This window comes from Pantoea sp. EKM103V (genome assembly GCF_011800365.1).
In the GTDB taxonomy this organism is placed as follows: domain Bacteria; phylum Pseudomonadota; class Gammaproteobacteria; order Enterobacterales; family Enterobacteriaceae; genus Pantoea; species Pantoea anthophila.
On sequence record NZ_JAALFQ010000001.1, the window covers coordinates 1,001,608 to 1,014,125 of the forward strand.

General features: G+C 59.2%; 13 protein-coding genes. 2 read left to right on the forward strand and 11 right to left on the reverse strand.

The genetic code is table 11. The features are described from left to right. Window positions 1-22 precede the first annotated feature (22 nt). Window positions 23-883, forward strand: coding sequence for a pyridoxal kinase PdxY (pdxY, locus tag HFD97_RS04900; protein ID WP_009090363.1), 861 nt, complete (start codon window positions 23-25; stop codon window positions 881-883). A gap of 32 nt (window positions 884-915) precedes the next feature. On the opposite strand, the gene gstA is transcribed toward pdxY, so the two are convergent. Both gstA and dtpA read right to left on the reverse strand, forming a co-directional pair. Then, complete coding sequence (gene gstA / locus HFD97_RS04905) at window positions 916-1,521, reverse strand: glutathione transferase GstA (RefSeq protein ID WP_009090361.1); 606 nt, start codon at window positions 1,519-1,521, stop codon at window positions 916-918. A gap of 147 nt (window positions 1,522-1,668) precedes the next feature. Beyond that, window positions 1,669-3,165, reverse strand: a complete 1,497-nt coding sequence (dtpA, locus tag HFD97_RS04910) for a dipeptide/tripeptide permease DtpA (protein WP_167430879.1) — start codon at window positions 3,163-3,165, stop codon at window positions 1,669-1,671. A 578-nt stretch (window positions 3,166-3,743) separates the two neighbouring features. On the opposite strand from dtpA, the gene HFD97_RS04915 reads away from it, so the two are divergent. Continuing rightward, the gene (locus tag HFD97_RS04915) at window positions 3,744-4,439 is read left to right on the forward strand and encodes a CTP synthase (RefSeq protein ID WP_167430878.1); all 696 of its coding nucleotides are present in this window, start codon (window positions 3,744-3,746) and stop codon (window positions 4,437-4,439) included. A gap of 55 nt (window positions 4,440-4,494) precedes the next feature. Here HFD97_RS04915 and HFD97_RS04920 read toward each other — a convergent pair whose 3' ends face one another. The 9 genes from HFD97_RS04920 to HFD97_RS04960 form a co-directional block, all read right to left on the reverse strand. Then, window positions 4,495-5,226 carry an HPP family protein gene (locus HFD97_RS04920; RefSeq protein ID WP_167430877.1) on the reverse strand — a complete coding sequence of 244 codons (732 nt, stop codon included), beginning with the start codon at window positions 5,224-5,226 and terminating at the stop codon, window positions 4,495-4,497. 161 nt (window positions 5,227-5,387) lie between these two features. Further along, window positions 5,388-6,020: an endonuclease III gene (gene nth, locus HFD97_RS04925; RefSeq protein ID WP_009090357.1), complete on the reverse strand. Its 633-nt coding sequence runs from the start codon at window positions 6,018-6,020 to the stop codon at window positions 5,388-5,390. Further along, window positions 6,017-6,721 carry an electron transport complex subunit E gene (locus HFD97_RS04930; RefSeq protein WP_009090356.1) on the reverse strand — a complete coding sequence of 235 codons (705 nt, stop codon included), beginning with the start codon at window positions 6,719-6,721 and terminating at the stop codon, window positions 6,017-6,019. Before HFD97_RS04930 ends, nth begins: the two co-directional genes overlap by 4 nt. After that, window positions 6,714-7,346, reverse strand: a complete 633-nt coding sequence (gene rsxG, locus HFD97_RS04935; protein ID WP_058956538.1) for an electron transport complex subunit RsxG — start codon at window positions 7,344-7,346, stop codon at window positions 6,714-6,716. Before rsxG ends, HFD97_RS04930 begins: the two co-directional genes overlap by 8 nt. A 3-nt stretch (window positions 7,347-7,349) precedes the next feature. After that, on the reverse strand, window positions 7,350-8,408 hold the full coding sequence (gene rsxD / locus HFD97_RS04940; RefSeq protein ID WP_058956537.1) for an electron transport complex subunit RsxD: 1,059 nt from the start codon (window positions 8,406-8,408) through the stop codon (window positions 7,350-7,352). Then, window positions 8,409-10,772: an electron transport complex subunit RsxC gene (gene rsxC, locus HFD97_RS04945; RefSeq protein WP_167434906.1), complete on the reverse strand. Its 2,364-nt coding sequence runs from the start codon at window positions 10,770-10,772 to the stop codon at window positions 8,409-8,411. It abuts the gene before it with no gap. Further along, window positions 10,765-11,343, reverse strand: coding sequence for an electron transport complex subunit RsxB (gene rsxB, locus HFD97_RS04950; protein WP_009090345.1), 579 nt, complete (start codon window positions 11,341-11,343; stop codon window positions 10,765-10,767). Before rsxB ends, rsxC begins: the two co-directional genes overlap by 8 nt. Then, window positions 11,343-11,924, reverse strand: coding sequence for an electron transport complex subunit RsxA (rsxA, locus tag HFD97_RS04955; protein WP_003853423.1), 582 nt, complete (start codon window positions 11,922-11,924; stop codon window positions 11,343-11,345). The genes rsxB and rsxA overlap by 1 nt, the downstream gene beginning before the upstream one ends. A 123-nt stretch (window positions 11,925-12,047) precedes the next feature. Then, entirely contained in the window at window positions 12,048-12,491 is a 444-nt protein-coding gene (locus HFD97_RS04960; RefSeq protein WP_167430875.1) for a DUF2569 domain-containing protein, read from the reverse strand. Window positions 12,492-12,518: the final 27 nt, after the last annotated feature.

A 12,518-nucleotide genomic window follows, 5' to 3' on the forward strand; every position in this document is an offset into this window, starting at 1 on the left:
CAAGGCAGGACAGGGCAAACAAGTGAAAAATATTTTAGCGATTCAGTCGCACGTTGTTTTTGGTCACGCCGGGAATGCGGCGGCTGAGTTTCCGATGCGCCGCCTGGGTGCAAACGTCTGGCCGCTGAATACCGTGCAGTTTTCCAACCATACGCAATATGGCCACTGGACCGGCACGGTGATGCCAGCTACGCACTTAACCGACATCGTGAAAGGCATTGCGGACATCGACCGTCTGAAGACCTGTGACGCGGTGCTGAGCGGCTATCTGGGCTCGGCGGAGCAGGGCGAGCAGATTCTGGAGATTGTCCGTCAGGTCAAAGCGGCCAACCCGAACGCCTGGTACTTCTGCGATCCGGTGATGGGCCATCCGGAGAAAGGCTGTATCGTCGCCCCGGGCGTGGCCGAGTTTCACTGCAAAATGGCGATGCCGGCCAGCGACATTATCGCACCGAACCTGCTGGAGCTGGAGATGCTGAGCGAACGCACCGTCACCGATGTGGACGCGGCGGTGGACGCAGCACGGGCGCTGATCGCTCAGGGGCCGCGCGTGGTGCTGGTGAAACATCTGGCGCGTGCGGGACGTCGCAGCGATCGATTTGAAATGCTGCTGGTGACGGCAGAGGATGCCTGGCACATCAGCCGTCCGCTTGTGGACTTTGGCGTTCGTCAGCCGGTCGGCGTGGGGGATCTGACCAGCGGACTGCTGCTGGTTAATCTGCTGCACGGTAAATCGCTGCAGGATGCGCTGGAGCACGTCACCGCTGCCGTTTATGAGGTGATGCTGAAAACCCATCAGATGGGTGAGTATGAGCTGCAGCTGGTGGCGGCACAGGATGCCATCGCCCATCCTACCCAGCACTTTGCTGCTGAAAAGCTGTAACGCATCAGGGCCGGTTATCCGGCCCTGTTCACTCAGGCTAATCCTTCGGCCCTGAGTGCCGCCTGCACCGCAGGCCGCTCTGCAACCCGCTCAAACCACGCCTTCAGCGCCGTATACTCAGACAGATCCAGTCCCAGCGCGTTTGCCCAGCGCGTCACCACGAAGAGATACGCATCGGCCACGCTGAAGTGCAGCCCCATCAGCCACTGTCTGTCACGCAGTGATTCATCGACAAAACGAAATTTTGCTTCCAGCTGGCTGCGGGTCTGCGCTTTTACCTCGTCAGAGTAACCCGGCCGGAACAGCGGCCCGAAACTTTTATGTAGCTCGCTGCCAACGTAGCTGAGCCACGCAACGGTCTGGTAGCGCGTCAGGCTGCCAACCGGTGCCAGCAGGTGGCGATCGGGTTTGAGATCCGCCAGGTACTGCACAATGGCGACACCTTCCGTCAGCACGGTGCCATCGCTGAGCTGCAGGGCGGGCACCTGACCTTTGGGATTGATCTGGCGAAAGTCGTCGCCGCGTTCGGTGAGCTTTGTAGCCAGATCAACGCTGACCTGGGTGAAGTCGAGCCCGCATTCGCGCATGACAATGTGAGGTGAGAGCGAACAGGCACCCGCTTTGCAAAACAGTTTCATAACCCGGTCTCCTTGTGGCAATGGGGTTACTGCATAGTAAATGCTCAGAGCAGAATTGCCAGTGACAGGGATCAGGGAATAATCAGGGGGAGACGTCAGCCATAAAAAAGCCGGGCAGAGCCCGGCTGAGAGATGACAGGGTGGCTGTCAGGCCTGCACATCCCGGGCTTTTGCTTCAGAGTCCTGCGTCATGCGGTTCAGCAGCGGCGCAGTAATCAGCATCAGCACGGCGATCACTGCCGTAGTGATACCAATCTCCTGGAACACACGGCTGTAGGTTGCCAGTGAAATCAGCGGATCGGTCACGTTTTCAGGCACAGCCATCAGGTTAGCGACTTTACCGGCAATCACCGCCGCACCGGCGGTGGTCAGGAACCAGGAGCCCATGATAAAGCCCATCAGACGCTGAGGCACCAGCTGCGCGACCATCGCCAGGCCGAGACCGGAGATCATCAGCTCACCGATACTCTGCAGCGCATAGCTCAGGATCAGCCAGTTCACAGAAACGATACCGGCATCGCTGGCAAACTTCGCGCCCAGCGGCAGCACCAGGAACGCGGCGGAGCAGAGCACCATACCAAAGGCAAATTTGTGCGGCATCGGCAGCTTATCGCCCAGCTTGTTGTAGAGCGACGCCAGCAGCGGGCTGGCCAGCATGATCCAGAACGGGTTCAGCGCCTGGAACTGCTCCGGGGCAAAGGTAATGCCGAAGATAGTGTGCTCAACGTTACGGATAGCGAAGAAGTTCAGAGAGGTCGGCATCTGCATGTAGAGCACGAAGAACAGAATCGCTTCAACCATCAGCAGGAAGGCCACGATCATCTTACGACGCGCTGCGCCCTGCAGCGCAAAGGCTTCTTTGGCAAACACCAGCACGATGCCCAGTGCAATCACCGCCAGCACCACACGTGCAATCGCCTGGTGATGCAGCATCCAGTTTGCCAGTGCGACCAGCACCACGACGCCCACGAGGGTCATCAGCAGTTTACCGACCTGCAGCGGCGCAAAGTCCGGTTTAGAACCGTAATCTTTGACCATGCGTTTGCAGAACAGGAAGTTTAACAGGGTGATGACCAGACCGATGACGCAGAGGGAGAAGGCGACGCTGTAGCCATATTTTGCGGCTAACCACGGTGTCAGCATCATCGAGAACAGCGAACCGATGTTAATCGACATGTAAAACATGGTGAACGCACCGTCGAGACGCGGGTCATCTTTCTCGTAGCAGGTCGAAAGCAGCGAAGAGGGATTCGCTTTAAACAGGCCGCTGCCCACGGCGATGGTGGCCATACCGAGATAGACGATACTGACATTATGGCCGGAGAAGGCAACCAGCGCATAACCCAGCGCCAGCACCAGCACACCCAGTACGATAACGCGTTTGGTACCCAGCACCTTATCACCGAGCCAGCCGCCGATGGCGACCAGACCATAAACCAGCGCACTGAATGAAGAGAACAGGGTAATAGAGTCTGATTCAGACAATCCCAGCTGCTTCACCAGGTAAACCGCCATAATGGCCTGCAGGCCATAGAAGCCAAAACGTTCCCATAACTCAATCGAAAAGATTAAGTAGAACGCCTTTGGCTGTTTAAACGCATTGAGGCTGACAGCCTCATCAGTGTGTTTGTTTGCAGTTGACACTTGTACCTCAGTTTTGTCACATCCTGTTTCGGGACAGGAATTAAGTCTGCGTCATGTGAGTGTTCCATGCGCAAAATTGTTATCAGAAGGGAGGAGCGGCGACTAATTTGGCTGATTACGGGCAGCAGGGCAAGAGTTTTCTGACACCCCGTGTAACCTGATAATGTCAGGTTAAAAATCTTACAATAAACGATGAGGCAGATTTTAATATTGATCTGAAATATCACTTCAGTATAAAAATGCCAAATGAGGGCGGCTTACTGGATGAAATTAATATTAACTGCTAATAGCGCCTTATGCAGATTAAACGTTTGCCGGATGATAATTCAACAGCACTAACCGGCAGAAGATGGCTATTTCCCAGGCGATCTGCCGAAAATTAAAACGTTAAGCCTGCCGCATTGATGAAAAAGCGTCCGGGTGACGATCCGGAACACAAAACGGCGATTTATTTCAGAAAGTAAAACAAGAAATCGATTGCGCGGGGCTGGCGGGTAGGAAAAACCGTACTGCTGAGCGCGCTCGACAGAATATTCACATTCCTGTAGCCTCTCAATTTCCCCTTACAGGAACTCGCTATGTCCTCCTCCCTGCGTTTATCACTGGTCGGTGATTACCGCGCCAGTGCGGTTGCCCATCAGGCTATTCCCCTTGCGATTGAACGTGCCGCCCGTCGGCTGAACATCACTGCGGAAGCAGAATGGATCCCCACTGAACAGCTTAGCGAGGCGCATCTGGCGCAGAGTGATGCTATCTGGGTCGTGCCGGGCAGTCCTTATCATAATGACGTGGGTGTCTTCGACACCATTCGCTGGGCGCGGGAAAGCGGCAAACCTTTCCTCGGTTCCTGCGGCGGATTTCAGTATGCGGTCATCGAATACGCGCGCAATGTGCTGGAGTGGCAGGATGCGCGTCACGCCGAAACGGAGACGGGCGGGCGACAGGTGATTACGCCACTGAGTTGTTCGCTGGTGGAGAAGCGCGGCACAGTAAGATTTGAAGCGAACTCCCGTATCGCCCAGGCCTATGGGGCGCTCAGTAGCGATGAAGGCTACCGCTGCAACTTTGGCGTCAACCCGGCATTCAGTACCGCACTGGGCGAGAACACGCTGCGCATTACCGCCTGGGATGAGGCGGGTGAGGTGCGCGGCGTTGAGCTGCCCGACCATCCCTTCTTTGTCGCAACGCTGTTTCAGTCAGAGCGCGCCGCCCTGCAGGAGAAGGACGCTCCACTGGTGGTCGCGTGGATGCAGGCCGCGCTGGCGCAGCGCTGACAGGCCTCACCAGGTGACACTGTAACGGATAACCGGGCGGGTGCGATGATAACCGTCAGCGATTCAGCTGGCGGCGCTGCGCGATCTGTTCAGCGCGCAGTAGCAGGGCCTGCAAATCATCTTCATCGATATCCAGCAGTTCACCGCCCTGCATCGCCTGATGCAGATCGGCGCGGGTCAGCGGCACCGGCATCGCCACCGGCTCAGGTTTACTCTCTGCGGGAGCCAGCGGATGCGGATAGCGGCGACCGGCCAGATTATTAAACAGCAGTGCCAGCAGCGCCAGCGTCAGGGAGTTGAGCAGAACCGGCGTCAGAACAAACTGATAGCCCAGCTGCTGCACCGCAGGTCCGCCCAGAATGGCGGTCAGCGCCACCGCGCCGCCGGGCGGATGCAGGCAGCGCAGCTGAAACATCAGCAGGATCGCCACACAGGCTGCCACGCCGCAGGCGATTGCCGGATCGGGGATCAGCAGGCTGACGGTCACGCCCGCCAGCGCTGACAGGCTGTTGCCGCCGACGATGGCCCACGGCTGCGCCAGCGGACTGGCGGGCACGCCAAACAGTAACACGGCCGAGGCGCCGACCGGCGCGACAAACCAGAGGTTCAGCTCACCCAGCATCCAGTGGCTCAGCAGGCTGGTCAGCATCAATCCGCAGCCGGCGCCCAGCGCGGCGAACAGGATATGCTTTTGCGTGACCGCCAGCGGGTGCGGCCAGAGTCGCGCCAGGAACTGGCGCAGAGGATGCCTCGCAGCAGGAGGCCGTTCATTCGTTGCTTTACTCACCGGGTCATAACATTTTCTTATCGTCAGGAGCGGCGATTTTCCATCATCAACAGCGAGGTAACAACCCGACAAACTGTGACGTTATTCAGAACGGCAGGGAGGGCGGTGGCAGAGAGAGAAGCTGAGGGCAATCAGGCCATAAAAAAACCCGCCGCAGCGGGTCAGTCCGTTTTTTCAGGATACTCGCAGAGATCCTCAATCAGGCAGGAGCCACAGCGCGGTTTGCGCGCCACGCAGGTGTAACGGCCGTGCAGAATCAGCCAGTGATGACAATCGACCTTATACGCCGCCGGAACCACTTTCAGCAGCTTCTGTTCGACCTCCTCCACGTTTTTACCGGGAGCAAACCGGGTGCGGTTGCTGACGCGAAAGATATGCGTGTCGACAGCGATGGTTGGCCAGCCGAAGGCGGTGTTGAGCACCACATTGGCGGTTTTGCGGCCGACGCCTGGCAGGGCTTCCAGCGCCGCGCGATCTTCCGGCACCTCGCCGTTGTGCTGTTCCAGCAGAATGCGGCAGGTCTTGATGACGTTTTCCGCTTTGCTGTTAAACAGGCCGATGGTTTTGATATAGGACTTCACGCCATCCACTCCCAGCGCCAGCATGGCGGCAGGGGTGTTGGCCACCGGATAGAGTTTCGCGGTGGCTTTATTGACGCTGACATCGGTCGCCTGCGCGGAAAGCAGGACCGCAATCAGCAGTTCAAACGGCGAGCTGAAGTGAAGCTCGGTGGTCGGATGCGGATTATGTTCCTGCAGACGCCGCAGGATCTCGGTGCGTTTCGTCTGATTCACACGGCTTTCCCGGCTGCGCCCTGCGGTGCGGCGCTGGCCGCGGCTTCAGCACGCAGTGCCGCGCGCTGCTTCATCTTCTGATCGATCAGGTATTTGCCAGCCAGCATCATGCCGAGGCCAATAAACGCGCCAGGCGGCAGCATGGCCAGCAGCATCGGTGAATCAAAATGGACCACTTCAATGCGCAGCGATTTTGCCCACGGCCCCAGCAGCTGATCGGCGCCGTTAAACAGGGTGCCGCTGCCGATAATTTCGCGCAGCGAGCCCAGCACCACCATGGCGCAGGTCGCGCCCATGCCGATGGCGAAACCATCGAGCGCCGCCAGCGGAATGCTGCTTTTAGAGGCCACGGCTTCGGCACGGCCCACCACGATGCAGTTGGTCACGATCAGCGGGATAAAGATCCCCAGCGACTGATAGAGTCCATAGGCATAGGCGTTAATCAGCATCTGCACGCAGCTCACCACCGAAGCGATGATCATTACGTAGATCGGGATACGGATTTCCGAGGGGACCCAGCGGCGCGAGGCGGAAATAAAACTGTTGGTCAGGGTCAGCACCAGCGTGGTCGCCAGCCCCAGACCGAGCGCATTGGTGGCCGTTGCGGTGACCGCCAGCAGCGGACAGAGGCCCAGCAGCTGCACCAGCGCCGAGTTGTTCTTCCACAATCCGCCAACCAGCAGACTTTTAGCTTCACTCATTTGCGTCTCCACATTGCGGTAACGAAGAAAGTTTCTCCGGCAGCGTTTTCATTAACAGCGCGGTGCGTTTTGTGGCATTGACCACCGCGCGTGGGGTAATGGTGGCGCCGGTAAACTGATCGAACTCGCCGCCATCTTTTTTCACAGCAAAGGCCTTATCGCCGGGTCCCTGAACCACTTTGCCGTTAAAGCTGTTGATCCAGTCAGAAATCCGCAGTTCGATCTTGTCGCCCAGGCCGGGCGTTTCATGATGTTCAATCACCCGCACGCCCAGTACTTTACCCTGGAAATCGGCACCGACCAGCATCTGTATGGCACCAGAATAGCCGTCAGGCGCGGTGGTCTCCAGTGCGGCAGCCACCGGCCGATCGCCTTTGCGCGCCAGATAGAGGTGATGGGGCGCGCTGTTACCCAGTGCCGGATCGGTGACAACGTAACAATCCTGCTGAATGTTATTGTCATAAAGCGTGGTCGGAACCACCTGATCCAGCAGGTTTTTCTGCTGTAACTGCGTCTGATGTTCGACCGTGGGTTTGGTCACGGTGTTCACCACGGCGGTCGCCGCGGTGGTGATGGCGGCAAACATCGCCAGCGTTACCCCATTTTTACGAATCGTCTCCAGCATCGCTTAATCCTTCTGATGGCCGTAAACGCGCGGCTGGGTGTAGTAGTCGATAAGCGGCACGCAGATATTCGCCAGCAGCACGGCAAAGGCGACGCCATCGGGATAGCCGCCGAAGCTGCGGATCAGCCAGACCAGCAGGCCAATCAGCGCACCATAAATCAGGCGGCCCCGGTTAGTGGTTGAGGCTGTTACCGGATCGGTCGCAATAAAGAACGCGCCCAGCATGGTGGCACCGGAGAACAGGTGGATCAGCGGGCTGTTGAGCGAGTCCGGTGAAAAGAACCAGCCCAGCGTGGCGCAGACGGCCAGTGACAGCAGCATCGCCGCAGGAATATGCCAGCGGATAGCATTTTTCCACAGCAGGAACAGGCCGCCCGCCAGATAGCCGACGTTGACCCACTGCCAGCCGAGACCCGCCAGCACGCCGCTGTAAATCGGCTGGGCCAGCAGATGTTCAGCGCTGTGACCCGCGCGTAAGCCGGTTTTAAAGGTATCCAGCGGGGTCGCCTGGCTGATGCCATCCACACCCATCTGCAGCTGCTGCATGGTATCGCCCGCCAGAGTATGCCCGCGGAAAACCATGCTCAGGCTGTCGAGCAGGCTGGGTTTGATCGCCTGAAGGGTATCGGGCGGCAGCCAGCTGGTCATCTGCACCGGGAAGGAGATCAGCAGCACCACATAGCCAACCATTGCCGGATTAAAGGGGTTCTGACCCAGCCCGCCATACAGCTGTTTCGCAATGACCACGGCAAAAAGCGTACCGACGACCACCAGCCACCAGGGTGCCAGCGGCGGCAGGCTGATGCCGATCAGCACGGCGGTCAGCAGCGCTGAGTTATCTGCCAGCGTGCTGGCAACCGGCGCTTTGCGCAGCCGCAGAATCGCCGCTTCGGTCAGCCAGGCGGTGAGCGTCGCCAGTAAAACCTGTAACAGGGTGCCGTAGCCAAAGAAATAACACTGTGCGGCAAAACCGGGCAGCGCAGCCAGCACCACCAGCAGCATGATATTGCCGGTGCTGCGGCGATTGTGGGTGTAAGGAGAACTTGCGATACGAAAAGCCATTTAATCCTCAAGCGTCGTAGACGACTGCGCTTTACGCGCTTTGGCACGGGCGATGGCGGCAGCAATAGCGGCTTTGCGCGCATCATCGGGTTGATTCAGTTCAGGTGCCTGTTCAGGTTCGGCATTCGCATTGTTTGCCTGCTCCTGAGCCTGCTCCGCTTTCTCCACCGCAAAATGCGCGGCGGTCGCCAGCGCTGCGGCGTCGCGTGACGCGGCGTCCGCCTCCTGTTCCGCCTGTGAGGGCTCAGGGGCGCTGTCGGTGGCGGGCGTAGCGGGTTCAGCGTGCTGCGCCTGCGCGGCTTTCTTCGCTTTGGCCCGGGCAATGGCGGCCTGCACGGCGGCTTTACGCGGATCGGTTTCAGCCGGTGCGTCTGCGGTGCCGTCAGTGACAGCCTGCGTGGACGCTTCAGCATTGTCCGCCTGCGCGGCTTTCTTCGCTTTGGCGCGGGCAATGGCGGCCTGCACGGCGGCCTTGCGCGGGTCGGTTTCAGCCGGTGCGTCTGCGGCGCTGTCGGTGACAGCCTGCGTGGACGCTTCCGCATTGTCCGCCTGCGCGGCTTTCTTCGCTTTGGCGCGGGCGATGGCAGCCTGCACGGCGGCCTTGCGCGGATCGGTTTCGGCCGGTACGTCTGGCGTGACTTCAGCAGCCGGTTGCACTGTTTCAGCCTCCGGCTGTGCCGCTTTCTTCGCTTTAGCGCGGGCAATCGCCGCTTCTACCGCCGCTTTACGTGGATCGGTGGTCTGACGCGTGACCGGCTGGGTTTCAGCCTGCGCCTCGGCCTGACGCAGACGCGCCTGCGCATGGCGGGCTTCACGCTGCGCCTCAAGCGTCGCTTCATCCGGCTGGGCAGCCGGACGCGCGTTCACGCGCGCTTTTGCGGCGGCCAGTTCGCCGTTATCCGTACGAGCCACACGCTGCTTGGCCTCTTCGTGGCGTGCTTCGCGGGCCTGCTTTTCACGCTCCAGTCGCGCCTGACGCGCTTCAAAGCGTGCTTTCGCTTCCAGCGTGCGTTTGGCTTCCAGATCGATGGCGCGCAGTTCCGCTTTTTCCTGCCGGTAATATTGCACCAGCGGGATGTTACTCGGGCAGACATAGGCGCAGGCACCGCACTCAATGCAGTCATCGATATGGTGAGCGCGCGCTTTATCGTGATCGCCGCCCTGGCTGAACCAGTAGAGCTGCTGTGGCAGCAGCTTCGCCGGACAGGCATCGGCACAGGCTGAACAGCGAATGCAGGACTGCTCTTCGTCGTTGTTGCCCATCTCACTGGCAGAAGGCGCCAGAATACAGTTAGTAATCTTCACTACCGGCACATCCAGCGACGGCAGGGTAAAGCCCATCAGCGGACCGCCCATGATCACCATCTGGCGCGGCGCAGGGGTGAATCCCACCTGATGCAGCAGATGACTGATAGGCGTACCCAGACGGCTCCAGACGTTACGCGGCTGAGCAATCGCCTCACCGGTCAGGGTGACCACGCGTTCGGTAATCGGTTCGCCGTTGATAATGGCGCGCTTCACCGCCCACGCGGTGCCAACGTTCTGCATCAGCACGCCGATATCGGTTGAGCGCCCGCCGTGTGGCACTTCCTTGCCGGTCAGGATGCGGGTCAGCTGCTTGGCACCGCCCGAGGGGTATTTGGTCGGGATCACCCGGATTTGCAGATCACGCTCACTGCCCAGCGCCTGCTTCAGGGCGGCAATCGCTTCGGGTTTGTTATCTTCGATGCCGATCAGCACCCGCTCAGCCTGCAGCACCCAGCCGAGAATGCGGCTGCCTTCCAGCACCTCGGCGGCATAATCCTGCATCAGGCGATCGTCCGCGGTGATGTAAGGCTCGCACTCTGCCGCATTGATAATCAGGGTTTTTACCCCGCGCAGGCCACCTTTCAGTTTCGTGGCGGTCGGGAAGCCCGCGCCACCCAGGCCCGCCACGCCCGCATCGTGAATGCGCTGCACGATATCGGCGCGCGGATGCTGGCGATAGTCAGGCAGGGGATCGAGCGGCACCCAGCGATCTTCGCCATCGGGCGTCATAAAGATGCAGAGTTCGGACAGACCGGAAGGATGCGCGGTCATGTGCTGGCCAATCGCGTCAATCACCCCGGAGGTGGGCGCATGAACCGGCAGCATACGGCCGGTTCCAAACGTCAGCGGCTGACCGCGCAGCACCTTATCGCCAGGCGCCACGCAGATCTCGCCTTCATGGCCGATATGCTGTTTTAACGGAATAACGAAACGGTCCGGCAGGGGCAGTTCGCTCAGCGGCGTGCCGTTGGACTGGGTTTTCATTTCGGGCGGATGAATGCCGCCCTGAAAATCCCAGACCTTCTCTTTTTTCAGGAAGTTAAACAGATTAAGCATGAGTTTCTACCGGGATCACCCGTACAGGAATGGTATTCAAATCCCACTTCCAGTTAGCTGGCGTGGTGGCAACCGGACGCATTTCGATGCAGTCAGTCGGGCAGGGGGCGACACAGAGATCGCAGCCGGTGCAGACATCGCTCAGCACGGTGTGCATGGCGCGGGTGGCCCCGACAATCGCATCCACCGGACAGGCCTGAATACATTTGGTGCAGCCAATACAGTTGGCTTCGTCAATAAAGGCCACGGTGCGCACCGGCTCTTTCGCCGTTTCGTCGCCATCGATGGGCTGCGGTTCAACGTTAAGCAGGGCCGCCAGCTTGAGCATGGTCTGCTCACCGCCCGGCGCGCACTTGTTGATCGCTTCACCGTTGTTACCGACCGCATCGGCATAGGGACGGCAGCCAGGATAGCCGCACTGGCCGCACTGGCTCTGCGGCAGAACGGCATCAATCTGCTCAACAATGGGATCTTCTTCCACCTCAAAGCGGCGCGAGGCGTAACCCAGCAGGCCGCCGAACACCAGGCTCAGCGCACTCAGTACAGCAATAGCAATCCAGATCGCGGTCATCAGAATTTCACCAGCCCGCTGAAGCCCATAAAGGCCAGTGCCATCAGGCCCGCGGTAATCAGGGCGATGGAGTTACCTTTAAACGGGGCGGGAACATTGGCCAGCACCAGCCGCTCACGCATACCGGCGAACAGCACCATGACCAGCGAGAAGCCGATAGAGGCGCTGAAGCCATAGAGCGCGGCCTGCATAAAGGTGTGGTTGAGGTTGACGCTCAGCAGGGGCACGCCCAGCACCGCACAGTTGGTGGTAATCAGCGGCAGAAAGATCCCCAGCAGACGATAGAGCGACGGGCTGGTTTTACGCACCACCATCTCGGTGAACTGCACAACGACGGCGATCACCAGGATATAGGCCATAGTACGCAGATAGACCAGATCCAGCGGCAGCAGGATCAGATGGTTGACCAGCCAGGCGCAGATCGAGGCCAGCGTGATCACGAAAGTCGTGGCGAGGCCCATGCCAATCGCCGTTTCCAGTTTTTTGGAAACGCCCATAAAAGGGCAGAGGCCGAGAAACTTCACTAAAACGAAGTTATTTACCAGCACGGTGCCAACAAAGAGAAGCAGATAATCGGTCATTTTTTCGCCTGGGAGCCAGAAAGCGGCTTATTATCATTGATAGCGCGGCGTATCTCAACACCCGCGCCATCAGCAGAGCGGCAGACCGCACTCAGAATTAAATTCCTGACATAACTCACAGCGTTACGGCGCAATGAAGGTCGCTTTCACCCGTTTTGAACGTTTGAAATAGGGCGCGAAAACCGCAGCGGCCAGCAGCGACAACAGAAGCGTCTGCAGCGCACGGCTGTCGGCAACCGGCGTGAACGCAAAGGTTTTTAGCGCTAACAGCACCGTAATCAGCAGCCAGAGCAGGTAGTGACGCGGCAGGCGATGCGACCGCTTGAAGAACAGCCAGCTGATCCAGAGGCTGTAGGCCCAGACCGCGACGGCCGTAAGCAGGGAAATGGCCCAGTAGGAGAAGAGCGTGCTGCCGTGCGAAAACAGCGCCACACGCCATTCAGCATTGAACAGCGGGGTGAGATACATCGCCAGCACCAGAACGTTGGTTAACAGAGTCATTATCAGCCAGGCCAGCGGCAGCAAAAGCCAGCCGCCAATACGTGGCGCAGCAACCTGTTCATTCATCGGGAGTTATTCCTGTCTCGGAGAGTC

What these genes read in the sequence shown, in the direction of transcription:
- rsxD (WP_058956537.1), bottom strand. Translation starts at nt 8,408, where the DNA reads ATGGCTTTTCGTATCGCAAGTTCTCCTTACACCCACAATCGCCGCAGC.
- rsxA (WP_003853423.1), bottom strand. Translation starts at nt 11,924, where the DNA reads ATGACCGATTATCTGCTTCTCTTTGTTGGCACCGTGCTGGTAAATAAC.
- rsxB (WP_009090345.1), bottom strand. Translation starts at nt 11,343, where the DNA reads ATGACCGCGATCTGGATTGCTATTGCTGTACTGAGTGCGCTGAGCCTG.
- rsxG (WP_058956538.1), bottom strand. Translation starts at nt 7,346, where the DNA reads ATGCTGGAGACGATTCGTAAAAATGGGGTAACGCTGGCGATGTTTGCC.
- gstA (WP_009090361.1), bottom strand. Translation starts at nt 1,521, where the DNA reads ATGAAACTGTTTTGCAAAGCGGGTGCCTGTTCGCTCTCACCTCACATT.
- HFD97_RS04915 (WP_167430878.1), top strand. Translation starts at nt 3,744, where the DNA reads ATGTCCTCCTCCCTGCGTTTATCACTGGTCGGTGATTACCGCGCCAGT.
- HFD97_RS04960 (WP_167430875.1), bottom strand. Translation starts at nt 12,491, where the DNA reads ATGAATGAACAGGTTGCTGCGCCACGTATTGGCGGCTGGCTTTTGCTG.
- HFD97_RS04930 (WP_009090356.1), bottom strand. Translation starts at nt 6,721, where the DNA reads ATGAGTGAAGCTAAAAGTCTGCTGGTTGGCGGATTGTGGAAGAACAAC.
- rsxC (WP_167434906.1), bottom strand. Translation starts at nt 10,772, where the DNA reads ATGCTTAATCTGTTTAACTTCCTGAAAAAAGAGAAGGTCTGGGATTTT.